Origin of the sequence: Nitratireductor sp. B36 (genome assembly GCF_020833685.1) — a bacterium.
In the GTDB taxonomy this organism is placed as follows: Bacteria; Pseudomonadota; Alphaproteobacteria; order Rhizobiales; family Rhizobiaceae; genus Nitratireductor.
Genome location: NZ_JACKZY010000001.1, coordinates 905,608 through 926,706, shown reverse-complemented (window position 1 = coordinate 926,706; position 21,099 = coordinate 905,608). Strand labels below are relative to the sequence as shown.

Annotated in this window: 24 protein-coding genes; 13 read left to right on the top strand and 11 right to left on the bottom strand. The window is 62.0% G+C overall.

Annotated features, from left to right (window positions below; translation table 11 throughout):
- The first annotated feature begins 9 nt into the window (after positions 1–9).
- The 6 genes from H7H48_RS04640 to H7H48_RS04615 all read left to right on the top strand — a co-directional run bounded on the left by H7H48_RS04640 (position 10) and on the right by H7H48_RS04615 (position 4,070).
- Complete coding sequence (locus tag H7H48_RS04640) at positions 10–1,194, top strand: cell wall hydrolase (RefSeq protein ID WP_229447615.1); 1,185 nt, start codon at positions 10–12, stop codon at positions 1,192–1,194.
- Between the two features lie 245 nt (positions 1,195–1,439).
- A complete protein-coding gene (locus tag H7H48_RS04635; protein WP_229447614.1) occupies positions 1,440–1,793 on the top strand; it encodes an AtpZ/AtpI family protein in 354 nt (117 codons plus the stop codon).
- 39 nt (positions 1,794–1,832) lie between these two features.
- A complete protein-coding gene (locus tag H7H48_RS04630) occupies positions 1,833–2,582 on the top strand; it encodes a F0F1 ATP synthase subunit A (protein WP_229447613.1) in 750 nt (249 codons plus the stop codon).
- Between the two features lie 127 nt (positions 2,583–2,709).
- Positions 2,710–2,934 carry a F0F1 ATP synthase subunit C gene (locus H7H48_RS04625; RefSeq protein WP_065816112.1) on the top strand — a complete coding sequence of 75 codons (225 nt, stop codon included), beginning with the start codon at positions 2,710–2,712 and terminating at the stop codon, positions 2,932–2,934.
- Positions 2,935–2,999: 65 nt separating this feature from the next.
- On the top strand, positions 3,000–3,581 hold the full coding sequence (locus H7H48_RS04620) for a F0F1 ATP synthase subunit B (RefSeq protein WP_229447612.1): 582 nt from the start codon (positions 3,000–3,002) through the stop codon (positions 3,579–3,581).
- A gap of 9 nt (positions 3,582–3,590) precedes the next feature.
- Entirely contained in the window at positions 3,591–4,070 is a 480-nt protein-coding gene (locus H7H48_RS04615; protein WP_229447611.1) for a F0F1 ATP synthase subunit B, read from the top strand.
- Between the two features lie 172 nt (positions 4,071–4,242).
- On the opposite strand, the gene H7H48_RS04610 is transcribed toward H7H48_RS04615, so the two are convergent.
- The 8 genes from H7H48_RS04610 to H7H48_RS04575 all read right to left on the bottom strand — a co-directional run bounded on the left by H7H48_RS04610 (position 4,243) and on the right by H7H48_RS04575 (position 10,353).
- Positions 4,243–4,986, bottom strand: a complete 744-nt coding sequence (locus H7H48_RS04610; protein WP_229447610.1) for a ribonuclease HII — start codon at positions 4,984–4,986, stop codon at positions 4,243–4,245.
- A 212-nt stretch (positions 4,987–5,198) separates the two neighbouring features.
- Positions 5,199–6,353 (bottom strand): PA0069 family radical SAM protein, encoded by a 1,155-nt coding sequence (locus tag H7H48_RS04605; RefSeq protein ID WP_229447609.1) that lies wholly within the window; start codon positions 6,351–6,353, stop codon positions 5,199–5,201.
- 323 nt (positions 6,354–6,676) lie between these two features.
- On the bottom strand, positions 6,677–7,231 hold the full coding sequence (gene moaB, locus H7H48_RS04600; RefSeq protein WP_229447608.1) for a molybdenum cofactor biosynthesis protein B: 555 nt from the start codon (positions 7,229–7,231) through the stop codon (positions 6,677–6,679).
- Positions 7,209–8,120, bottom strand: a complete 912-nt coding sequence (locus tag H7H48_RS04595; protein ID WP_229448105.1) for a 4-(cytidine 5'-diphospho)-2-C-methyl-D-erythritol kinase — start codon at positions 8,118–8,120, stop codon at positions 7,209–7,211. Before H7H48_RS04595 ends, moaB begins: the two co-directional genes overlap by 23 nt.
- A 24-nt stretch (positions 8,121–8,144) precedes the next feature.
- Positions 8,145–8,330: a hypothetical protein gene (locus tag H7H48_RS04590; RefSeq protein WP_229447607.1), complete on the bottom strand. Its 186-nt coding sequence runs from the start codon at positions 8,328–8,330 to the stop codon at positions 8,145–8,147.
- Between the two features lie 49 nt (positions 8,331–8,379).
- On the bottom strand, positions 8,380–9,255 hold the full coding sequence (locus H7H48_RS04585) for a S49 family peptidase (RefSeq protein ID WP_229447606.1): 876 nt from the start codon (positions 9,253–9,255) through the stop codon (positions 8,380–8,382).
- Positions 9,256–9,338: 83 nt separating this feature from the next.
- Positions 9,339–10,121 (bottom strand): tRNA1(Val) (adenine(37)-N6)-methyltransferase, encoded by a 783-nt coding sequence (locus H7H48_RS04580; protein ID WP_229447605.1) that lies wholly within the window; start codon positions 10,119–10,121, stop codon positions 9,339–9,341.
- The gene (locus H7H48_RS04575) at positions 10,114–10,353 is read right to left on the bottom strand and encodes a DUF2007 domain-containing protein (protein ID WP_223005036.1); all 240 of its coding nucleotides are present in this window, start codon (positions 10,351–10,353) and stop codon (positions 10,114–10,116) included. Before H7H48_RS04575 ends, H7H48_RS04580 begins: the two co-directional genes overlap by 8 nt.
- Before the next feature lie 180 nt (positions 10,354–10,533).
- Between H7H48_RS04575 and H7H48_RS04570 the strand changes: the two genes are divergently transcribed.
- From H7H48_RS04570 to H7H48_RS04550, 5 genes are all read left to right on the top strand, one after another.
- Complete coding sequence (locus tag H7H48_RS04570) at positions 10,534–11,547, top strand: polyprenyl synthetase family protein (RefSeq protein WP_229447604.1); 1,014 nt, start codon at positions 10,534–10,536, stop codon at positions 11,545–11,547.
- Between the two features lie 135 nt (positions 11,548–11,682).
- Positions 11,683–13,743 carry a tetratricopeptide repeat protein gene (locus H7H48_RS04565; RefSeq protein WP_229447603.1) on the top strand — a complete coding sequence of 687 codons (2,061 nt, stop codon included), beginning with the start codon at positions 11,683–11,685 and terminating at the stop codon, positions 13,741–13,743.
- A gap of 64 nt (positions 13,744–13,807) precedes the next feature.
- On the top strand, positions 13,808–14,521 hold the full coding sequence (locus H7H48_RS04560; protein ID WP_229447602.1) for a TylF/MycF family methyltransferase: 714 nt from the start codon (positions 13,808–13,810) through the stop codon (positions 14,519–14,521).
- 97 nt (positions 14,522–14,618) lie between these two features.
- On the top strand, positions 14,619–15,545 hold the full coding sequence (locus tag H7H48_RS04555) for a glycine--tRNA ligase subunit alpha (RefSeq protein ID WP_229448103.1): 927 nt from the start codon (positions 14,619–14,621) through the stop codon (positions 15,543–15,545).
- Positions 15,546–15,625: 80 nt separating this feature from the next.
- Positions 15,626–16,009, top strand: a complete 384-nt coding sequence (locus tag H7H48_RS04550) for a VOC family protein (RefSeq protein WP_229447601.1) — start codon at positions 15,626–15,628, stop codon at positions 16,007–16,009.
- Positions 16,010–16,097: 88 nt separating this feature from the next.
- On the opposite strand, the gene H7H48_RS04545 is transcribed toward H7H48_RS04550, so the two are convergent.
- A complete protein-coding gene (locus H7H48_RS04545; RefSeq protein ID WP_229447600.1) occupies positions 16,098–16,343 on the bottom strand; it encodes a hypothetical protein in 246 nt (81 codons plus the stop codon).
- 142 nt (positions 16,344–16,485) lie between these two features.
- Here H7H48_RS04545 and glyS point away from each other — a divergent pair, with 142 nt between their 5' ends.
- The gene (glyS, locus tag H7H48_RS04540) at positions 16,486–18,798 is read left to right on the top strand and encodes a glycine--tRNA ligase subunit beta (RefSeq protein ID WP_229447599.1); all 2,313 of its coding nucleotides are present in this window, start codon (positions 16,486–16,488) and stop codon (positions 18,796–18,798) included.
- On the opposite strand, the gene H7H48_RS04535 is transcribed toward glyS, so the two are convergent.
- Positions 18,799–19,212 carry a hypothetical protein gene (locus tag H7H48_RS04535; protein ID WP_229447598.1) on the bottom strand — a complete coding sequence of 138 codons (414 nt, stop codon included), beginning with the start codon at positions 19,210–19,212 and terminating at the stop codon, positions 18,799–18,801.
- Positions 19,213–19,312: 100 nt separating this feature from the next.
- On the bottom strand, positions 19,313–19,852 hold the full coding sequence (locus tag H7H48_RS04530) for a hypothetical protein (protein ID WP_229447597.1): 540 nt from the start codon (positions 19,850–19,852) through the stop codon (positions 19,313–19,315).
- A gap of 277 nt (positions 19,853–20,129) precedes the next feature.
- Between H7H48_RS04530 and H7H48_RS04525 the strand changes: the two genes are divergently transcribed.
- Positions 20,130–21,086, top strand: a complete 957-nt coding sequence (locus H7H48_RS04525) for an L-threonylcarbamoyladenylate synthase (RefSeq protein WP_229447596.1) — start codon at positions 20,130–20,132, stop codon at positions 21,084–21,086.
- Positions 21,087–21,099: the final 13 nt, after the last annotated feature.

Below are 21,099 nucleotides of genomic sequence, written 5' to 3'. Positions count from 1 at the left end.
AGAGTGTGGGTGCTTCGTCGGAGTGGAAGAGTACCGCGCAAAGCGGTTGATGAATCGCGTTCCTTTCTGGCACCAGCTTTGGTGGCGTTGGGGTTCTGGATCGGGTTTCCAGGTATTGTCGCGCATCAGGACATGGCCGGACTGGTTTCCGGCGAAGAGGGCACGGGGCCGCGCTGGGCGGCCTTCGTGGAAAAATCCGTTGCCGGTTCGATCCATCAGGCCGAGATGCCCTTTGTTGATGGCGACCTGAAGACGGGCAGCATTTCCGGTTCCGGCATAGCTGCCCCAGGCATCGGCAAGATCGCCTTCCGCGGCAAGAAAGGGTTCACCGGCACCACGCCGGACGAAGAGCGGATCAACCGTGCGGAAAAGACAGGTCGGCTTGTTCAGGTCGTGCCGGTCCAGCCGCCGAAACTTTTCGAAGCCGGCACGATCTTTGAGAAGACCAGTTTTCTTCTCGAAAAGCCCTCAACCGATCAGCCGCTGATGGCGTTCGTCGATCCTGACATCAAGGGCAAGGAAGTGCGTATCGCTTCGGCCTTCTATATGAAAAAGGACAGGAAGGCGGACCCGACGCTGCCACGCGCGATCGCCGAGCTGGTCAACAACGATCAGCCTGACATTCTTGCCACGGCTTACGCGCCGCAGAAGCCCGACTATGCGAAAGCCTCGCCATTTGCCAGCATCCTGCGCGAGGAGGAGCCGGCAGGCGGGCGGTTTATTCCGCCGGTGGACGCGAAGGATCATCCCTGGGCGCGGCAACCGCTTCCCGAGACGGTGTTTTCCAAACGTGAGCAGCAATGTCTCGCAGCCGGCATCTACTTCGAAGCGCGCGGCGAATCCGTGAAAGGGCAGGCAGCGGTGGCGCAAGTCATTCTCAATCGCGTGCGCAATCCCACCTACCCCAACACCATCTGCGGGGTGGTCTACCAGAACGAGAAATGGCGCAACCGCTGCCAGTTTTCCTTTGCCTGCGACGGGATTCGCGACCGTGTGGCCAGCCCGGCTCATTTCAAGACGGCGCAGGAAGTGGCCATGGCCACAACCGCAGGCAAGATCTGGCTGCCCGAAGTCGGCTCCTCCACACACTATCATGCGACCTATGTGCATCCGCGCTGGGCGGGAGCCATGCAGCGGATGAAAAAGATCGGCCAGCATATTTTCTACCGCACCTATGGCGGCGGCTGGAACTGATAAGGGCAGCGAAATCGCGCAAATGACGGGCTGAAACGCGGCAGGAGATGCCGCGATTCCCGTTTTCATGGTGTCATTTGCCGCTGCGCGCATTGTCGCATCCAGGCATCATGTTGTTTTTCAATGTATTTTCGTCTTTGTGAATGGCGTCGACAGCGGCTTGACTGGGGCGTGGGTGCTCACTATGTTGCGCGCGACTTTCAAGCGGATAGCCGCTGACCAGCAAACCCGGTACGGAGATTGCGGTGGCCGACAAGGATCAGCCGGACGACCTGGAGCGCCGGCGCGCCGATCTGGAGAAGGCTCTCGCAGAGAAACGACCGGCGAAGCAAGACGGCGGTGAAGGGAAGACGAAGGGCGATATGGCGGGCGCCGCGCAGGCGCTCAGACTGTCCAGCGAGTTTATTGCCGGCGTGGGTGTCGGCGCTGCTCTTGGGTGGTTCATCGACCATTTTGCCGGTACGTCTCCCTGGGGACTGATCATTTTCCTGCTCCTGGGTTTCGGGGCGGGTGTTCTCAATGTCCTGCGCTCGGCGGGACTTGTTGCTGAATTTGGGATTCGCTCATCGGATGATGGGCGGGATCCTGAGAAGAAGTGAACGGCGCCCGGGCGCCAGACCAGAAGTGAGGGGGGCCAGGTGGCCAACGATCCGATCCATCAGTTCCAGATCTCCAAGTGGATTCCGATTGAGGTCGGCGGACTGGATTTCTCCTTTACGAACTCGTCCGCCTTCATGGTTGCGACGGTGGTCGCCGCCGGTGCATTTCTGTTTCTGACGACGTCGAGCCGTGGACTGGTTCCCGGTAGGCTTCAGTCCATCTCGGAGATGAGCTACGAGTTTGTGGCCTCCATGTTGCGCGATTCGGCGGGCTCGCACGGAATGCGTTTCTTCCCGTTCGTGTTCTCGATCTTCATGTTCGTCCTGATGGCCAACCTGCTCGGCCTCTTCCCTTACTTCTTCACTGTGACCAGTCATATCATCGTCACCTTCGCGCTCGCGCTTCTGGTGATCGGAACGGTGGTCGTCTACGGTTTCTGGAAGCACGGTTTCGGCTTCCTTAAGCTCTTCGTGCCGCAAGGTGTGCCCGGTGTCGTGGTTCCGCTGGTGGTGCTGATCGAGATTGTCTCGTTCCTGTCGCGCCCCGTCAGCCTCTCGGTTCGTCTTTTCGCCAACATGCTGGCCGGACACATCACGCTCAAGGTTTTTGCCGGCTTTGTCACCTCCATGAGCGCCCTTGGCGCGGCCGGTGTTGCCGGCGCCGTTCTGCCGCTCATCATGACCGTGGCGATCACCGGTCTCGAATTCCTCGTCGCCTTCATGCAGGCCTACGTCTTTGCCGTTCTGACCTGCATGTATCTGAACGACGCCGTCCATCCCGGCCACTGATCAAGAGGTTTGAAAAGATCGGCTTCGTTCCGGCCTCAAGGGCCGGTCAGAGGAAAACAGGTTTCACCGGCGGTTTCCGCCAAGTCTGAAGAAAACACGCAAATCCGCGATCACAAGGAGTTTTAAAATGGAAGTAGAAGCAGCAAAGGCTATCGGCGCCGGTATCGCTTGTTTCGGCATGGCCGGTGCAGCTCTGGGCCTGGGCAACATCTTCGGCAGCTATCTTTCGGGCGCCCTGCGCAACCCGTCGGCAGCAGACGGCCAGTTCGGCCGCCTGATTTTCGGCTTCGCCGTTACGGAAGCTCTCGGCATCTTCTCGCTGCTCATCGCTCTGCTCCTCCTCTTCACCTAAGCGCGCGTTTCGTGTGCGTGGCCGGCCGCTTTCGGGCGTCCGGCCGGTTTTAAAAGAGGTAGACAATGTTTGTGGCATCGGCATTCGCAGCCTCGGCGCAAGACGCCGCGGAAGCGACCCATTCGGAAACCGGCGTGGCGTCAGACGGCGCACATGAGGCCGGCTTCCCGCCTTTCGATTCGTCCACATTTCCGTCGCAGATCCTGTGGCTGGCGATCACCTTCGGGCTGTTCTACCTGTTCCTGAAGCGCGTCGTGCTGCCCCGCATCGGCGGTATTCTGGAAGTGCGGCGTGACCGCATTGCCCAGGACCTCGACCAGGCGGCGCGGATGAAGGAAGAGGCGGACGCGGCTGTTGCTGCCTATGAGCAGGAACTGGCTGACGCCCGCAAGAAGGCCAATGTCATCGGCCAGGAAGCCCGCGACGCCGCAAAGGCGGAAGCGGATGCGGAACGTCGTGAGATCGAGAAGCAGCTCGACGCCAAGCTCGATGAGGCTGAGAAGCGCATCGCCTCGATCAAGGAAACGGCCATGAAGGACGTGGGTACGATTGCCGAGGACACAGCGGCATCCATCGTCCAGGAACTGGTCGGCGGCCAGCTCGACAAGACTGCGGCGAAAGCCGCCGTCAAGTCCGTGAAGCAGTAGGAGAGGGCCATGGACGCGACATTCTGGGCGTTTGTTGCCCTCATCATCTTCCTGGGGGTCCTTGCCTATTTCAAGGTGCCCGGCATGATCAATGGCGCGCTTGACGGGCGTGCCGAACGCATCCGCAACGAGCTGGACGAGGCCCGCAAGCTGCGTGAAGACGCGCAGCAGCTGCTCGCCGAATATCAGCGCAAGCGGCAGGAAGCCGAGCAGGAGGCGCAGGACATCGTCAGCGCCGCCAAGCACGAGGCCGAGCTGATCGTCAAGGAAGCCAAGCAGAAGACGGATGAATATGTCGCCCGTCGCACAGCCCTTGCCGAACAGAAGATCGAACAGGCCGAGCAGGACGCGGTGAACGAAGTGCGCGCGAGCGCCGTGGACCTCGCCGTGGAAGCTGCGCGCAGCGTTCTGGCCAAGAAGGTCGATGCCAAGACGGGCGGAGAGTTGTTCAAGGCTTCAATCCAGGACGTGAAGTCGAAGCTGAACTGACGAGCTTTCGAAAGCGGAGCAATTTGAAACGCCGCCGGTTTCCGGCGGCGTTTTTTTTTCTGTGTGGATTTCCGTCGCCTGAAGCCATCCGGCTCCTCGCCTCGCAGCGGCCACCGTGTCGGTCTGAGCGCAATTGTGCGGCCAGGTGGGCTTAACTACATGCCAGGAGGGTTCAGGCGGTTTGGGGATCCACGGCTTCGCCGTCGCTCATCCTCACCAGTGGCTGCGCGACGGCTTTCCCACTGGAAGCGGCCGTCGTGATGCCCAGATCGCGCAGCGGGGCGAAGCTCATCCGGTGCAGGCGCGATACTGCGCCATGCTGCGTTATAGCTGTGCGGTGGCGCTTGGTGCCGTAACCCATATGGGCTTCGAAACCATAAGCGGGCGTGACACCGCCAGCGCGCATCATCATGCGGTCGCGCGTGACTTTTGCGACGATGGAGGCAGCGGCGATGGACTGGCTGCGCTGATCGCCCTTCACCACGGCACGCGCCGGGCAGCACAGCCCCGGCGGCACATCGCGGCCATCGGCCAGTGCAAACAGCGGCGTGACGCAAAGCCCGGCCGCTGCGCGGCGCATGGCCTCAAGGCTGGCGCGCAAGATGTCGGACCGGTCGATGCTTGCCGCGCAGACAGATGCAACGGAGACGCTGACGGCCATCTCGATAATGGCTTCGAACAGCCGGTCGCGCGCCTCGGCGGAAAGCCGTTTGGAATCGTCCAGCCCGTCGGGAAGACGGTTCGCGTCGAGAATGACGGCGGCGGCGACCACAGGGCCTGCCAGCGGACCGCGGCCTGCCTCGTCGAGCCCTGCCACAGGGGCCAGACCCTCGCGCAGGAGCGCGGCCTCCATCTGGAAGTCGGGGCGAACGGGCAGATCAAAAAGAGTGGGAGAATCGGAACGCGTGCGAGCCATAGTGCGGCGATGCTCGCATCGCTTCCGATTCTCCGCAAGGGCCTCCCGGCAACGAGGGGGCGGATGGGCCGGGAAGCTTCCGTCGGCTACGGGGATGCAAGCCGGACGGGAAAGGGGGGCTGTCGGAAACGGCGCCGTTTACGGAAACAGGGTGCCGCTCCGATGCGTCGATCTGCGATGCCGAAGCAGGAGGCGGATCGGGCAGGGCGCTGTCAAAGCAGCATGAGCTGTTCGCCTCCCGGCTGCGGCTGTTTGAACAGGTCCGTTCTCAGCTTGCGCTTTTCCTGATTGAGCCCGAGCCGCTTTGCCGCGATCTCGAAGCGCCGGCCGATCTGCCAGGCATAGGGGCCGGTGCCTTTCATCCGCTTGCCCCATTCGGCGTCGTAATCCTTGCCGCCGCGCATGGAGCGGATCAGGGAAAGAACGTGGCGATAGCGGTCGGGCGCATGGCGCAGAAGCCATTCCTTGAAAATGGGGCTGACCTCGAGCGGCAGGCGCAGGATGATATAGCCCGCCTCGCGCGCGCCGGCGGTGGCGGCCGATTCCAGAATGCGCTCGATCTCGCAATCGGTGAGGCCGGGAATGACGGGGCCCAACATCACGGATGTGGGGATGCCGGCCTCGGTCAGCGCGCGGATGGCCTCCAGCCGCCGCGAGGGAGTGGCCGCGCGCGGTTCCATGGTGCGCGCCAGCTTGCGGTCCAGCGTGGTGACGGAAAGCGCGACCTTGGCCAGCCCCTTTTCCGCCATACGGGAAAGAATGTCGATATCGCGTATGACAAGTGCCGATTTGGTGACGATGCCGACCGGGTGGTCATGTGCTTCCAGCACTTCGAGAATCTCGCGCATGATGCGGTATTTCTTCTCGATGGGCTGGTAGGGATCGGTGTTGGTGCCGATGGCGATGGTGCGCGGCTGGTAGCCGGGTTTGGAAATCTCGCGTTCCAGAAGCCGGGCGGCATCCGGCTTGGCAAAGAGCTTTGCCTCGAAATCGAGCCCCGCCGACAGACCCATATAGGCGTGGGTGGGGCGGGCGAAACAATAGACGCAGCCATGCTCACAACCGCGATAGGGATTGATGGAGCGGTCAAAGGAAATATCGGGCGAGGTGTTGCGCGTAATGATGGTGCGCGGCCTCTCCACCTGGACCTCGGTCTTGAAAGGCGGCAATTCCTCAAGTGAACCCCAGCCATCGTCAAAGACATGACGGGAAACCGGTTCATAGCGGCCTGACGGGTTGATGCCCGCGGCCCGGCCCCGCCGGCGCTCGGAATCGATGCGAATGCCCGACCGGTCGATCACCGTGTTGGCCATCGCGGCCCCGCCACCATCGAAGGCGGCTGCATCTGCTCTCACAATCTGTTCCATGGCTTGCTCCATGACTGAGCGATTTCGCTGGCTTTCCGGTACGCGGGGACCAAAGCCGAAAGCAGAATCAGCGTCGCTGCCGATGAATCTATTCCTATTCGATGAATGAGAACAAAGCAAGAACTTTTGGCAAAATCGAGGCGCGCGAGTTTTCCACAGGCGTGCAAAAGGGTTCGCGGGAATGGTGCCGCAGTTTTCAGAGCGGTTCATCGTTTCACGGAAACGCTGCTCCGCTCTATCTGTCTGTTTTTCCGCATTTGTGCGGACGTCAGGTGATTCCACCTGACTGCAAAATGCTTCAGCTTTTCAGGCTCAGGAAAGGATCAGGCGGACTTGCCGCCGCCGCGTTTCAGATGCTCGGCAAGGCGCGGCATTATTTCCACGAAATTGCACGGCATGTGCCGGTAGTCGAACTGGTCTTTCAGGATACCGTCCCAGGCATCGCGGCAGGCGCCGGTGGAGCCCGGCAGGACAAAGACGAAGGTCTGGTCGATGAGCCCTGCGGTGGCGCGCGACTGGACGGTGGAGGTGCCGATTTTCTCGTAGGAGATGCGGTGGAAGACCTGCGAGAAGCCATCCATGCGTTTGTCGAACAGCGGTTCCAGAGCCTCTGGCGTCACGTCGCGCCCGGTGAAGCCGGTGCCACCCGTGGTGATGACGGCATCGACCCCGGGATCGGCGCACCACAGTTTGACGGCCATCTGGATGGCCTCGATATCGTCTGCCACGATCTTTCGATCGGCGAGCGTGTGGCCGGCCTCATCGATGCGTTCGGCAAGGGTCTGGCCGGAGCGGTCGTCTTCAAGGCCACGCGTGTCGGAAACGGTCAGCACCGCGAAGCGGACGGGGATGAACTCACGCGCGGGCGTAGTGGGCATGGTCATGCTCGATCTGGCTGTGCTCGGTCTGGCCGTGCTCTGGGGCAGTGGTTTGGGTGGCAAGGACAAACCAGTCGAGATGACGGGCTTCAAGAATGGATGCGGCCTGACGCGCCTTGTGCGGCGAGCCGAAGACGCCGAAACAGGTGGCCCCGGAGCCGGACATGCGGGCGGCAAGCGCGCCCGCTTCCCCGAGAGCGCCAAGCACATCCCTGATCTGCGGTACGAGCCGGCAGGCCGGTTCTTCCAGATCGTTGCGAGCGGCTTCGAGCCATTTGGCGGCCGATGCGGTGTCGGGGAACGTGTCGAGGGCGGGCAGGGGAGCATTGTCGCGCCGCTCAAGCCCTGAAAAGACATCTGGCGTGGAGAGCGGGATGTTGGGGTTCACGAGAACAAGCGGCAGCGCGGGGAAATGCGGCAGTTCTTCAAGCGCTTCGCCGATGCCGCGCGCAAGAAGCGGTTTCGATGACAGGCACATGGGGACATCCGCACCGAGGCGAAGGCCGAGCTCTGCCAGGGCGACCTCGTCGACGTCGATCTGCCAGTGGCGGACGAGAAGCCTGAGCGCGGCAGCCGCATCGGCCGAACCGCCACCGATGCCGGAGGCGACGGGCAGGTTCTTTTCAAGGTGCAGATGGACGGGTGCGCCGGCTCTCTCCCCGAATGTTTCACGCAGAAGATCGCGGGCGCGGGTGACCAGATTGGTCTCGCCGATGGGGACATGGGCGGCGAAGTGGCCGGAAACGAAGAAATCGTCTTCCGCCCCGCCTTCCACCTCGAGCAGGTCGCCATGGCTGGAAAAGGCGACAAGACTGTCCAGCAGATGATAGCCGTCGACGCGCCGTCCGGTGACGTGCAGCGCCAGATTCACCTTGGCGGGAGCGATCATGCTTTGCATGCTTCTACTCAGGTATCAGTCTTTGGCGACGCGGTATTCGCCGGTCTTCGGGTCGTAGACGAGCGTTCCCATGCTGCCATTCGCCGCTTCCCTGCGCGCACGCCGCGCCTTTGCGGTGACGCGCTCTGCCTCGCGGACGAATTTGCGGTAGCCGAAATAGGCCACCACGCCGACCGCGGCAAAGAAGATCAGTTGCGGCATTGTCGATCCTCCGGTTTCGCGCGCGAGTTTAACGCCCGGGCGCGCCTCGTCAAAGTCCAAAACGGCGCCAGAGCGCCTGTTCCTCGGCAGCCTCGATCAGACCCGTGGCGGCATTGCCGGCGATTGCAGCACCGAGATCCGGAATGCTGCCGGCACTGCTGGAAATACCGAGCTTGCGCCCGAACAGGCCGCGCGGCTGGGTGATGAGCGCGAGTCTCGTTTTCTTGCCATAGCGTTCCTTCAAAACGGAGCGCATGTCGCCGAGACCGTCGACCAGACCGAGATCGAGCGCGCGGGTGCCCGTCCAGAAGGCGCCGGTGAAAAGCTCCGGATCGTCGGCGAGCTTGGCGCCACGCCGCTCCTTGACGAGATTGATGAACATCTCGTGCATCTCGAGCTGCAGGGCCTTCAGGCGCTCGACGTCTTCCTTCTTTTCCGGCTGGAAGGGATCGAGGATCGCCTTGTTCTGGCCGGCCGTGTGGACGCGGCGCTCAACACCGATCTTCTTGATAAGCTCCTGAAAGCCGAAGCCGGCGGACACGACGCCGATGGAGCCGACGATGGAAGAGGGGTCGGCGATGATCTCGTCGCCCGCTGCGGCAATCATGTAACCGCCGGAAGCGGCCACATCCTCGACGAAGATGAAGACCTTCCTGTCTTTCTCCACCGCCAGATCGCGGATGCGGCGGAAGATCAGGCGCGACTGCACGGGCGAGCCGCCCGGCGAATTGAGCGCGATGGCGACGGCCGGCGCATCGGGCACGGCGAACGCCTTCTCGATCACGGTCGCGGTGGTGGCAAGCGAGAGGTTCTGGCGTGTCAGGCTATTGGACGGCATGATCGCGCCGGAAAGCCGGATCACAGGAATGGTGACGGCATCACCGCGGAGTTTTTTGGGGACGAGGCGGCTGACAAGGCGTCGCAAGGGCGTGCTTACTCCAGAAGAATGGAACGTGTTGTTCGTGAGCATGTAGGCATTTGCGCGGTTCGTGCAATGGCCGGGCTCGTTCAATCGCCGAAAAGTGCAGACTGCCCATTGGTGAGCGCTTCGGCGCGTTCTGTTACCTGGTTGTCGGCGTCGCGCAGGATGAGGGGCGGTTCGAGCGTCAGCCCGGCACGATTGCCCTTCTGCGCCCGCAGGAGGATGCGGATGGCCGGGTTGCCGGCGCGGCCATGCACCGGGACGATGCGGGCGCCACCGAAACGGCCCTCAAGCGCCTGGAGAATGGGCGACAGCGAGGCGGGGCGAGCGATCAGCGCCAGAAATCCGCCTGGGTTGGTGATGGCGGCTGCCGTGCGCAGCCAGGTTTCGAAAAGCGTGTCGTCCATCACATGGGCGGCGCGCTTCAATGCATCCGGCGTGGCGCGGTCGCTGGCGCTGTTAAAGGGCGGGTTCATGATTGTCGCCGCGTAGGCATTGCGCAAAAGCCCGGCCCTCTCGCGCGCATCGCCTGACAGCGTGACATCGGCCTCGATGAGGAGCACACGGTCGGAAAGGGCGGCGTTTTCCGGCAGTGCAATGCTGCGGCGGGCGCATTCGGCCATTTCCGGGGCATTCTCGACAAGGGTGACACAGGTTTTGGAACAACGGGCGGCGACGGCGAAACCGGCAGCACCGGCACCGGCACCGAGATCGGCAACTGCGCCTTCAAGGCTGCCCGGCAGGGCGGAGGCCACGAGCATGGCATCGACGCCGGAGCGGTGGCCGCGACCCGTGGGCTGGACGAGCCGGAACGCATCGCGATGGAAGGAATCGACGCTGTGCAAACCTTCGGTACGCGTGTCAGGCATTGTTTCCATCATCGAAACGGGCTTCATCCCCGATGCCTGCATCTTTCAGCAATTGCCGGGCCGCCGCCTCGTCATTCGCGTCGATCATGACACGGCGCGGCAGGATGCCGAGCGAGCCTTCCATAATGCTCATGTTCTGGTCCGCGACGAAACAAGCAATGCCGGCGTCGCGCAGGAGGCTCTCAACAAAGGAAATGACCACGGGATCATTGGTACGGACAAGTTCGATCATGGGCGCGACGTTGACAGTTTGCGCAACCCCTGTAAACGACTTCGTGATTGGCGGGTAAGCGCACCGTGCGCATTCGCCGCTTGCCCCGCGTGGGGGCGGGGCACTAGATTGCCGGGAAAGTTTGGACGTTTCGGCAGGGTCTTTTCCTGACCGTGCCTGGTCGTGATTGGAGAACCATCTGTGGGTGTAGTGTTGAATCTCGATGGCAAGCGTGGCGCGGCCTCCGTTGCAAGCCTCATGGACCTGACCGCTGACGAAATGGCGCGCGTCAACGAGCTGATTCTCTCGAAGGCCGGCTCGGATGTCGAACTCATCCCTGAATTGGCGAAGCATCTCATCGATTCCGGCGGAAAGCGCCTGCGCCCCATGGTGACGCTCGCTGCCGCACAGATGTTTGGTTACGAGGGCGAAGGGCATGTGAAGCTCGCCACCAGCGTGGAGTTCATGCACACGGCCACGCTGCTGCATGACGATGTGGTGGACGAAAGCGATTTGCGCCGGGGCCGCAAGACTGCCCGCATGATCTGGGGCAACCAGGCAAGCGTTCTGGTGGGCGATTTCCTGCTCGGCCAGGCGTTTCGCATGATGGTCGAGGTCGGCTCGCTCGACGCGCTCGATATTCTCTCCACGGCAGCCTCCGTCATTGCCGAGGGCGAGGTGCTTCAGCTCAGCGTCGCCAAGAATCTGGAAACGACCGAGGACGAATATCTGGCCGTCATCAAGGCCAAGACGGCTGCACTCTTCTCGGCGGCCGCCGAAGTGGGGCCGGTGGTGGCGGGCGCTACCCGCAACGACCGTGCTGCGCTACGCTCCTACGGCACCAATCTCGGCCTGGCGTTCCAGCTTGTCGACGATGCGCTCGACTATGGCGGCAAGAGCTCGGACCTCGGCAAGAATGTCGGCGACGATTTTCGCGAGGGCAAGGTGACCCTGCCGGTGATCCTGAGCTATCGCCGCGGCAGCCCGGATGAACGGGCCTTCTGGAAAAGCGCCATCGAGGACAATCAGTGCGACGACGCGGCGCTCGAGAAGGCGATCGGGCTTTTGCACAAGCATGGAGCCATCGGCGACACGATCGGACGGGCGCGCCACTTTGGCGAGATCGCCCGCGATGCGCTGGCTCCGCTCAGGCCGACGCCGCAGAAAGACGCGCTTCTCGATGTGATTGATTTCTGCATCAGTCGCGTGACCTGATAGCAGGGGAAACAGTTCTCGTTGAAGCGTTTCCGCAAAAAGGCCATGCTTGTCTGCGAGGAAAGCAGGGATTCCCTACCTCTTCGCTTCGGCGGAGGAAGAAGAGATGAGGTTAAGTATGCAGCGGGATGGCCAATGAGAAAGCGTTTTAACTCCGGACTGTTGGCAACGGTGGGCTTTGCGGGGTTCCTCGCATTCGCGCCTCAGCTCGCGATGGCAAAAGAGAGCGGTGCCGACGATCGTGATCTGATCGCGATTTCATCATTCTCCGGAGCATTCCTGGCCGCCCGCGCTGCGGAGGCGGACAATGATTTCGAGAGCGCCATCGATTATTACGAGCGGGCGCTTGCCTTCCAGCCCGACAATCAGGCCATTCAGCAAAGCCTGCTTCTGGCGCTGGTCGCCGAAGGGCGCTTCGATGATGCGCTGCCCCATGCTCGTGCGCTCAAATCCGTTCCCGAAATGGAACGTTTTTCACGGCTGGGGCTCGCGGTCGATGCGCTGCGCGGTGAAAACTATGCGCAGGCTGAGAACTGGCTGAAACTGGTTCTGGAATCGGATCTCGACCGCCTGATCACGTCAATCATGTCCGCTTGGACGGAGTTGGGGCAGGGGCAGACCGACCAGGCTCTATCGTCGCTTGAAGAACTCGACGGGCCGGACTGGTACCGCCTGTTCCGCTCCTACCATCGCGCGTTGATGCTCGCACAAAGTGGGCAGAATGCCGAGGCCGAGAAAGCGTTCGATGCCTTGCTGGGTGACGTGACAGCCGCGTCGGCGGGCCCGGACACCTATATGCGCGCGGCTGAAGCCTATGCGTCCTGGCTGGCCGAACGCGGCGAGAAGGACAAGGCGCTCGCAGCGCTTGAAAATGGCGAGAAATACATCACCGGCCGCGCTGCCACGACAATTCTGCGTGAAAAGATCGAGGCTGGCGATGCGGTGGCTTTTCCGATTCCTGATCCTCGCGCCGGAGCGGCAGAGATCCTGCTTAACATCGCCACCGCTCTCAATCGCGGTGGCGGCGAGCCTTTTGTGAAGCTCTACCTGAATTATGCGCTGGCGCTGAGCCCGGACAATGACGACATCCTCGTCCAGCTTGCCTCCTTGGCCGAACAGCAGAGTGAGCCGGAAAAGGCCATCAGCTTTTATGACCGGATCAAGCCCGGCTCGCCCTGGCGCCGCTTGGCCGAGCTTCAGACCGGGCTTAATCTTGCCGATCTCGACCGGCACGAGGAGGCTGAAACCTATCTCAATGCCGCTATAGAGAAAGACCCCGACGATATTCGTGCATATCTCTCCCTGGGCCGTGTTTATGCGGTACAGAAGGATTATCGATCTGCCGCCGGTGTTTATGACCGAGCGGTCGAGCGAATTGCCGAGCCGGAACGTGAGCACTGGAGCCTCTTCTATCAGCGCGGCATTGCTTATGAGCGTTTGAAGGAGTGGGAGAAGGCAGAGCCGAATTTCTTCAAGGCGCTGGAGCTTTATCCGGATCAGCCGCAGGTGCTCAACTATCTGGGCTATTCCTGGGTCGATATGAACATGAAGCTGGAAGAGGGGCTCGAACTGATCGGTCGGGCCGTCGAGCTTCGTCCCAATGATGGTTATATCGTCGATTCGCTTGGCTGGGCGCATTACAGGCTTGGCCGCTACGAGGAAGCCGCGAAGGAGCTTGAGCGCGCGGTTTCGCTGCGTCCCGAGGACCCGGTTCTGAACGACCATCTTGGCGACGCCTATTGGCGCACGGGCCGCAAGCTGGAAGCCACCTATCAATGGTCGCATGCGCGCGACCTCGATCCGGAGCCTGAATTGCTCGCCGAGGTGGAAAAGAAGCTGAAGGAAGGTTTGCCTGACGAAGAACCGAAGAAACTGGCTGAGGCTTCGACGCCGGAGAAAGTGATCGTCGACGGGACGGCGACGCCCGAAGAACCAACTGCCGGGAAGACCGCAGAGCCGGAAGCCTCCGAAGAGCCTAAGACCGAAACCAAGGCGGTCGAGACCCCGGAGAAGACGGCTACGGGTGACGCGTTTTATACGATCAAGGATGGTGAGACCCTCTGGTCCATCGCTGTCGATCAACTGGGCGACGGCGAGCGGTTCCGCGATATTCTGGCCGTCAATCCGGATCTTCAGCGCAATCCCGATCTGCTTCGGGCCGGACAGGAAATTCGGCTTCCTCCCCAGGAACAATGAGATTGTGAACGGCTAACGTTTTCGTGTTTCCTTCACGACAAGAACGGGCGGGTTAAACGTGGGGATGTTTCAGAAACTGCGGCGCTCGCTCACGAAACGCAGACAGAAACTGTCCCTGCCGCCCGTTGCACGGGAGGTGATGAGAGACGGGCTGACCTATCTGCCGCTCGAGCGCATGGCATCGCTCAACGCCGAGCTTGAGCGCGTGGTGGCACAAGATGTTCCAGGAGATATTGCCGAGTTCGGCATGGCGCTGGGTGGGTCTGCGATCGTGCTGGCCAAAAGTCGGGGCAAGCGCCGATTTCTCGGCTTCGACGTGTTCGGTCGGATACCCCCGCCAACTGATCGCGATGCCTCGGATGCGCACAACCGATTCAAGGTGATTGCCGAGGGAAAGTCGACCGGCATTCGCGATGGCGAGTATTACGGTTACGTGGATGATCTGTATGGCCGGGTCGTCTCATCCTTCGAAAAATTTGGGCTGAGCGTCGACAACCAATCGATCATCCTGCGCAAAGGCTTGTTTCAAGAGACGTTTTTACCCTCTGAGAGCGACCGTTTCTGCCTGGTGCATATTGATTGCGACTGGTACGACCCGGTCCTCTTCTGCCTCACATCGGTATCCCGCTGCCTGAGCCCGGGCGGGGTGGTGATCGTCGACGATTACAACGACTATGAGGGCTGCCGAAACGCCGTGGACAAAGTGCTGGCCGAGAATGCCTCATTGCGGCTGGAGCGGACGCTGCCGCACGCTGTCATCAGGAAGCAGCCGGTATGAAAAACGCGCTGTGCCTTGACGCTTGCCGGGGCGCGGAATAGGACGTGCCGGCACCATCCGGAGAAGCATTGTGACCGCGCCAAGCACCGATCTGCCCATCACGCACCCCACGCGCTCGTTTCAGGGACTTATCCTGACCCTGCACAATTACTGGGCCGCGCATGGCTGCGTGATCCTGCAGCCCTATGACATGGAAGTGGGCGCGGGCACGTTTCACCCCGCAACGACGCTGCGCTCGCTCGGGCCGAAACCGTGGAATGCGGCTTATGTTCAGCCCTCGCGCCGGCCCAGCGACGGTCGCTACGGCGAGAACCCGAACCGCCTGCAGCACTATTACCAGTATCAGGTGATCCTGAAGCCCAACCCGTCCAACCTGCAGGAGCTCTATCTCGGCTCGCTGGAGGCCATCGGCCTCGACATGGCGACGCATGATGTGCGCTTCGTGGAAGACGACTGGGAAAGCCCGACGCTGGGTGCCTGGGGCCTTGGCTGGGAGTGCTGGTGCGACGGGATGGAGGTTTCGCAGTTCACCTATTTTCAGCAGGTCTGCGGCATCGAATGCGCGCCGGTGGCAGGCGAACTGACCTATGGTCTTGAGCGTCTTGCCATGTATGTGCAGGGCGTGGACAATGTCTACGACCTCAACTTCAACGGCCTCGAAGGCGATGCCAAGGTGACCTATGGCGACGTGTTTTTGCAGGCCGAGCAGGAATATTCGCGCTTCAATTTCGAATATGCCGACACGGACATCCTGTTCCAGCATTTCAAGGATGCCGAGGCCGAGTGTCGGGCGATCCTTGCGGCCGGTGCACCGGCGGATGAGGGGCATCTGCATAAATGCGTTTTCCCTGCCTACGACCAGTGCATCAAGGCAAGCCATGTCTTCAACCTGCTCGATGCGCGCGGCGTGATCTCGGTGACGGAACGCCAGAGCTATATCCTGCGGGTGCGCGAACTGGCGAAGGCCTGTGGCGAGGCGTTTTTGCAGACGGATGCGGGTGGCGCGGAGAAGGCGGCAGCCTGAACGATCTTCTTTGGTGATTGAAGCGGCGGGGCGTATCATGGATGCGCCCCGTTTTTCGTATGGGGCCAAGGGAGGACATCATGACACAGCATGGTTGTTTCCACTGGAACGAACTGATGACCCGCGACACGGAGAAGATGAAGACCTTCTACGCGGACACGGTGGGCTGGACCTTTGAGAGCATGGATATGGGTGACGGTCGGACCTACTGGATCGCCAAGGTCGGAGACACGCCGGTTGCAGGGCTTTTTCCCATGGCAGGGCCGGATTTCGACGGCGTCGAGGAGCACTGGATGCCCTATCTGGCGGTCGATGGCGTGGATGGGGTTCTGGAAAAGGCGAAGGGAAAGGGTGCGGAGGTTTTGCGTGCACCCTTCGATGTGCCGGGCATTGGCCGCATCGCCATCCTGCGCGAGCCGGGTGGCGCGATGATCGGCTGGATGACGCCTGCGCCGCAGGAGTAGGTTCTGGTTTCTCGGTCGGACCTTATCCGCGTCATCCCGGCCGACCAAAGGGAGAGCCGGGACCCATTGAGCAGCGGGGCCGATTTCCTCAGAAGAGACCGGCATCGCCGAGGGTCGCCCAAACAGAACCGGGCCGCGCCTCCTGATGTTCTTCCAATGGGTCCCGGATAGCCCTTCGGGCTTCCGGGATGACGGTGACTGGTGTTCGCTCTGCCGAAAGCGTCTGCAAGGCGCGGCGGATGCCGGAGGGGCGCTCGGTGCTGCCGGGCATGGCCTGAAGGATCAGGCAGGCGCTGAGCGCGATGGAATGCAGGAGGGCGGGGGCGGCTGTCATGGTTCTCGTCCGGGTGGTGATCTGATACCGGTCAGTCGCACCGAGCGATGAAAAGGTTCATTCGCACCGCGTGGCGGGTGACATTGGCGGGCGGAGTTGCTATTGCCGGGCGCGATACAGTCCGCTTTTCAGAGACCTCCCAATGCCCGATCTTCTTCTCGAACTCCGCTCCGAGGAAATTCCAGCCCGCATGCAGCGCAAGGCCGCCGGCGACTTGAAGAAGCTGGTGACGGACGGTCTGGTGGATGCGGGGCTCACCTATGAGGCGGCGACCGAATACTGGACGCCACGCCGGCTGGCGCTCGACATTCGCGGCGTGACCGCCCGCTCCAAGGATGTGCGCGAAGAGCGCAAGGGCCCGCGCACCGACGCGCCGGAAAAGGCCATTCAGGGCTTTTTGCGCGGGGCGGGGCTCTCCTCCATCGATGAGGCGGAAATCCAGAACGACCCGAAGAAGGGCGATTTCTATGTCGCGGTGATCGAGAAACCCGGCCGGGCGGCCGAAGAGATCGTCGCCGAGATCATGCCGGGCATCATCCGCAATTTCCCGTGGCCGAAATCCATGCGCTGGGGCGCGGCATCGGCAAAGCCCGGCAGCCTGCGCTGGGTGCGCCCGCTGCAATCGATCCTGTGCACCTTCGGGCCGGAAACCGAGGAGCCGGTGGTGGTCGATTTCGAGATCGACGGCATCCGCTCGGGCAATGTCACCTTCGGCCACCGCTTCCATGCGCCGGGCGCCATCACCGTGCGACGCTTCGATGATTACGTGGAGAAGCTGGAAGCGGCGAAGGTTGTGCTCGACCCCGACCGCCGCAAGCGCATCATCCTCGACGACGCGCGCAATCTCGCCTTCGCCAACGGGCTGGAGCTTGTGGAAGACGAGGGGCTTCTGGAGGAAGTTTCGGGCCTCGTGGAATGGCCGGTGGTGCTTCTGGGGGAATTTGAGGAAGACTATCTGACGATCCCGCCTGAGGTGATCCGGCTGACGATCCGCGCCAACCAGAAGTGCTTTGTCTGCCGCCCGCAGGGCGAGACGGAAAAGCTGTCCAATCGCTTCGTAATCACCGCCAATATCGAGGCGAAGGACGGCGGCAGGGAAATCGCCCACGGCAATGGCAAGGTGGTGCGGGCGCGGCTTTCCGATGCGCTCTATTTCTGGAAGACGGACCAGGCGGACCTGCCTGATCTCGGCAAGCTTGAAGCCTCGGCCAAAAAATTCGGGCTCGATCTTTCAAAGCCACTCGACCAGCGCATGGCGCGGCTCGACCATCTGGGCGTGACCTTCCATGCCAAGCTCGGCACGCAGGGTCAGCGCGTGGCGCGGATCGCGGCACTGGCGAAGGAGCTTGCGCCTGTGGCGGGGGCGGACCCGGCAGAGGCCGTGCGCGCGGCGCATCTGGCCAAGGCCGATCTCCAGACCGAGGTGGTGGGCGAATTCCCCGAACTGCAGGGCTTCATGGGCCGTAAATATGCCGAACTGCAAGGCGAGAGTGCTGCGGTGGCGGCGGCCATCGAGGATCATTACAAGCCGCAGGGGCCGAATGATGCCGTGCCGACCGACCCGGTGGCCGTGGCTGTTGCGCTGGCGGACAAGCTGGACATGCTTGTGTGTTTCTGGGCGATTGACGAGAAGCCGACGGGATCGAAGGACCCCTATGCGCTGAGACGCGCGGCGCTGGGTGTGATCCGGATAATTCTGGAAAAATCTATTCAGATTGGCCTTAAGGTCTCCTTCGCTCGGACTTTTGCGTTGCATGTCGTGGATGAGCACTTCCGCTCTTTTGATCAGAAGAGAGAGGCCTTTCAGGTCGTGGCCGATTTGGGGTTGAGTGACGGGGATGTAGAAGATGTTAATCGTATACTTCAACGTGAAGTAGATCCTGGTCGTGCAAAAGAAATAATCGTAGAAAAGCATGAAATTGTACTGAAAGAATCCAGTGACCTCCTCTCCTTCTTCCATGATCGCCTCAAGGTCTATCTGCGCGATCAGGGTGCGCGGTATGATCTGATCGATGCGGTGATCTCTGACGATGCGGACGATCTCCTCCTGATCGTGCGGCGCGTGGAGGCGCTTTCGGAGTTTCTGGCGACCACGGATGGCGAGAACCTTCTGGCGGGCGCCAAGCGGGCAGCGAACATCGTGGCCGATGCGGAAAAGAAGGGGACGGCCATCGCCGGGACGGTCGATGCGAAGCTCTTCGAGACCGATGAGGAGCGGGCGCTCTTCGACAGTCTGGAAGAGGCGGAGAACTTTGCCGGTCAGGCCATCGCCGCCAATGATTATGTGAAGGCGCTCTCCTTCCTGGCGCGGCTGCGCCAGCCGGTCGATGCCTTCCTCGATGGCGTGATGGTCAATGCGGATGACGAAGCGGTTCGGGCAAACCGGCTGGCGCTGCTTTCACGCATTCGCAGCGCCACGGCACAGGTCGCGGATTTCTCGAAAATCACCGGGTAGCTAGCCGAAAACGTAGACCGCCAGCGCCACGGCGATATAGGAGGCGAGGCCCGCCAGCGGGCCGAGCCGCTGCAGATAGGCCGGAGGTGGCGTGCCGGGCTGGCCGCGCCGGACAGCCATGAAACCGAGCAGGGCGACGGCAAGGATGAAGGCTGCCGCCACGAGTTTGAGCAGGAAGGCCGTGCTCAAAAGCGCGCCCTCATAGCGCACCAGCCATAACCAAAGGCCTGTCAGCCACAGGAGCACAACGCCTGAAAGCGTGATGAGTGTGAAGCGCGGGCGCAGCGCCAGAAGGGCTGGTGGCGGCGCGCCCTCGGAGCGTTTGGCCTGTATGGCCACCATCATGCCGCCCAGACCGCCGGCAGCGCCCAGCATGAGGCCGAACAGGTGCAGGATTTTCAGGAAGGTCAGCATGGCGTTGGTCTCCGGACAATGATGCGCGGAGGGTGCGCCGCGCTGCGTGGAACGTCAAGCGTACCGGGAAATGCTTTCCTGTCAGCCTTATGGCAGGAGCCTATTCGGGCTGGCCCACTGGCGCGCGCGAGGGCGGTGGCGCAGAAGCAGGAGGCTTCGCGGCCGCGCTGCTTTCATTTTCAGGATGCGGGCGAGATGCAGGTTTGCGGTCTGGCCGAGACACAGGCTCCGGCGAGGTGGCCTGATACGGAGCGGCCACCTCTCGCGGGGGGGCAGAACCGGTTTCTCCACCCCGGATGATTTGCGGCATGCGGCGCGGCGCATGTGGAATGGCGCTGGTGGTTTCTCCAGCTTCGGGATGCATGTCGGGCAGCGCCGTTCCTATGCCGACAATGGAGGGCGAAAGCCGAAGTTTCTCCGCCGAGAACGACGGGCCGAGCGAAGGGGCAGGGTAGGACAGGGGTGCTTCAAGCAAAACAGGCCGGTCAGGCGTTTTCCGCTGAAATTCCTCTAGAGTGACTGTCGATGTGGGGTGTTCCGCGGATCTGCCTGTCAGCTCGAGCAAGGAAGTCGCCTTCGTGCCGCCCGCCAAAACGAGCAGCATGCTGACGAGCAGTGGCTTGATCGGCCATGACTGCATTCTTCCTGCCCCCCAATCATTGGCGGTTCTGGCGCGCTTCTCATGGCGCACAAGCCATCAAACGCGAAATGCATTAAGATTCAACAAACCTCTTTGCCGGCGGAGCGGCCCGGGATGATCCCCTCAGTGCATCGTCATAAGGGGAAGGACGTTGAAAGAGCTCCGGCCTTGTTGCTTTGCTCATACACGAATGAAAACCCCTCAAGCCCGCCTGCCATGCTTGCCCATATCCGGCAGGCGCGATAGTCAGCAATTGGTTTTTTGAAAGGACTGCTGCTTGGCTGATATTCTGCCGGAGAGTGAGGCGCTACCGCGGGCTGTGAAGCTGTTGCTTTCGGGCGCGGCCATCGCCATTCCCACGGAAACGGTTTATGGGCTTGCCGCCGATGCTACCAATGGCGAGGCGGTGGCGCGCATTTATGAGACCAAGGGACGCCCGCAGTTCAACCCCCTGATCGCGCATGTGGCGGACCGGGAGATGGCCGAGCGCATCGCGGTTTTCAACCCGCTCGCGCGCGTCCTTGCGGATGCCTTCTGGCCGGGGCCGCTGACGCTGGTTCTGCCCCATCGTGCGGGATCCGGCGTTCATCCTCTGGTCACTGCCGGGCTCGACACGATTGCGCTGCGCTGCCCGAAAGGGTTTGGCGCGCGGGTGATCGAAGCGCTGGGGCGACCCGTGGCGGCTCCAAGCGCCAATTCATCGGGCCGCATCAGCGGCACAACGGCGGAGGCGGTCGAGACTGATCTCGGGTCGCGTATTCCGTTGATCGTGGATGGCGGGCCGACGCCGGTGGGGCTCGAATCCACCATCGTGAAAGTGGAGGAAGAGAGCATCACGCTTCTGCGTCCGGGAGGCGTTGCGGCTGATGAGATCGAGCGCGTCACCGGTATGGCGCTGATACGTGGTGCCAAGGGGGTGCAGGCCCCCGGCATGCTTGCCTCTCACTATGCGCCCGATGCCCATATGCGGCTTGGGGTGGCCGAGGTGAAACCGGGAGAGGCGCTGCTTGCCTTTGGGCCGCAACGTGTGGCGGGGGCGGAGAGGGCGGTTGCCATGCGCAATCTTTCGGAGAGCGGAGAGATGCGCGAGGCGGCAGCCAATTTGTTCTCGCATCTGCTCGCGCTAGACCGGTCGGGCGCTGCCACAATTGCCGTCGAGCCTGTGCCCCTTGAAGGGCTTGGCGAAGCCATCAATGATCGCCTCGCGCGCGCAGCCGCACCCCGTGACCGCTAACCCTTCAGGAAAC

Bases quoted from the DNA above. Each gene is read 5' to 3' on its own strand.
- H7H48_RS04625 (WP_065816112.1), top strand. From the start codon at position 2,710: ATGGAAGTAGAAGCAGCAAAGGCTATCGGCGCCGGTATCGCTTGTTTC.
- H7H48_RS04620 (WP_229447612.1), top strand. From the start codon at position 3,000: ATGTTTGTGGCATCGGCATTCGCAGCCTCGGCGCAAGACGCCGCGGAA.
- H7H48_RS04615 (WP_229447611.1), top strand. From the start codon at position 3,591: ATGGACGCGACATTCTGGGCGTTTGTTGCCCTCATCATCTTCCTGGGG.
- H7H48_RS04610 (WP_229447610.1), bottom strand. From the start codon at position 4,986: ATGGCTCGCACGCGTTCCGATTCTCCCACTCTTTTTGATCTGCCCGTT.
- H7H48_RS04605 (WP_229447609.1), bottom strand. From the start codon at position 6,353: ATGGAACAGATTGTGAGAGCAGATGCAGCCGCCTTCGATGGTGGCGGG.
- moaB (WP_229447608.1), bottom strand. From the start codon at position 7,231: ATGCCCACTACGCCCGCGCGTGAGTTCATCCCCGTCCGCTTCGCGGTG.
- H7H48_RS04595 (WP_229448105.1), bottom strand. From the start codon at position 8,120: ATGATCGCTCCCGCCAAGGTGAATCTGGCGCTGCACGTCACCGGACGG.
- H7H48_RS04590 (WP_229447607.1), bottom strand. From the start codon at position 8,330: ATGCCGCAACTGATCTTCTTTGCCGCGGTCGGCGTGGTGGCCTATTTC.
- H7H48_RS04580 (WP_229447605.1), bottom strand. From the start codon at position 10,121: ATGCCTGACACGCGTACCGAAGGTTTGCACAGCGTCGATTCCTTCCAT.
- H7H48_RS04575 (WP_223005036.1), bottom strand. From the start codon at position 10,353: ATGATCGAACTTGTCCGTACCAATGATCCCGTGGTCATTTCCTTTGTT.
- H7H48_RS04565 (WP_229447603.1), top strand. From the start codon at position 11,683: ATGAGAAAGCGTTTTAACTCCGGACTGTTGGCAACGGTGGGCTTTGCG.
- H7H48_RS04560 (WP_229447602.1), top strand. From the start codon at position 13,808: ATGTTTCAGAAACTGCGGCGCTCGCTCACGAAACGCAGACAGAAACTG.
- H7H48_RS04550 (WP_229447601.1), top strand. From the start codon at position 15,626: ATGACACAGCATGGTTGTTTCCACTGGAACGAACTGATGACCCGCGAC.
- H7H48_RS04545 (WP_229447600.1), bottom strand. From the start codon at position 16,343: ATGACAGCCGCCCCCGCCCTCCTGCATTCCATCGCGCTCAGCGCCTGC.
- glyS (WP_229447599.1), top strand. From the start codon at position 16,486: ATGCCCGATCTTCTTCTCGAACTCCGCTCCGAGGAAATTCCAGCCCGC.
- H7H48_RS04535 (WP_229447598.1), bottom strand. From the start codon at position 19,212: ATGCTGACCTTCCTGAAAATCCTGCACCTGTTCGGCCTCATGCTGGGC.
- H7H48_RS04530 (WP_229447597.1), bottom strand. From the start codon at position 19,852: ATGCAGTCATGGCCGATCAAGCCACTGCTCGTCAGCATGCTGCTCGTT.